The sequence below is a fragment of the Xanthomonas sp. LMG 12462 genome (assembly GCF_009192885.1).
Lineage (GTDB): Bacteria > Pseudomonadota > Gammaproteobacteria > Xanthomonadales > Xanthomonadaceae > Xanthomonas_A > Xanthomonas_A sontii.
The window spans coordinates 1-845 of record NZ_NMPP01000130.1 but is presented as its reverse complement, the minus strand read 5'-3'; the positions used below and the strand labels follow the sequence as shown (position 1 = coordinate 845).

At 72.0% G+C, this 845-nt stretch carries 1 protein-coding gene and 1 pseudogene; both read left to right on the top strand.

Annotation, left to right across the window (positions count from 1 at the left end; all coding sequences use genetic code 11):
- A pseudogene (locus CEK69_RS20905) lies at window positions 1-412 on the top strand (lipid-A-disaccharide synthase); the annotation flags it as partial.
- Window positions 409-845: ribonuclease HII (locus tag CEK69_RS20900; RefSeq protein ID WP_193314057.1), on the top strand; the 437-nt coding region annotated here is incomplete at its 3' end. The pseudogene CEK69_RS20905 and the gene CEK69_RS20900, both read left to right, overlap by 4 nt.

The following is an 845-nucleotide window of genomic DNA, read 5'->3' as shown; positions in this document are numbered from 1 at the left end:
CCTGCTCGCCGCCGATGCGGTGCTGCTGGCCTCCGGTACCGCGACCCTGGAAGCCATGCTGGTGAAGCGGCCGATGGTGGTCGGCTACAAGGTCGCCCCGCTCACCTACCGCATCGTCAAGGCGCTGGGCCTGCTGAAGGTGGACCGCTACGCCCTGCCCAACATCCTCGCCGGCCGCGACCTGGCGCCGGAGCTGATGCAGGACGCCTGCACCCCCGACGCCCTGGCCGCCGCGCTGCTGCACTGGCTGCGCAACCCGCAGGCGGTGGCGGCGCTGCAGCCCGAATACGAACGCCTGCACCTGCTGCTGCGCCAGGACGCCTCGGCGCGCGCGGCCGATGCGGTGCTCGAATTGCTGGAGGGCCGGGAATCGGGAATCGGGAATCGGGAATCGACAGGAGCAACGGCATGAAGCGCTCCCTTCCCCCGCCGTCGCCGCAGCAGTCGCTTTTGTCCCATTCCCCATTCCCCACTCCCGATTCCCGGCTCTATGCCGGCGTCGACGAAGCCGGCCGTGGTCCCCTGGCCGGGCCGGTGGCGGTGGCGGCGGTGGTGTTCGATCCGGCGCGCACCCGCATCAACGGGCTGGACGATTCCAAGCAGCTGACCGCCGCGCGGCGCGAGACGCTGTATGCGCGCATCGTCGAGCGCGCGCTGGCCTGGCAGGTGGTGCTGATCGAGGCCGAGGAGATCGACCGGCTGAACATCTACCAGGCGACCATGCTGGGCATGCGCCGCGCGGTCGAGGGCGTGGCCCACGTGGCCGGCTTCGCCCGCATCGACGGCAACCGCGTGCCCAAGGGCCTGCCCTGCGCCGCCGAGGCGCTGGTCGGCGGCGCAGGGCC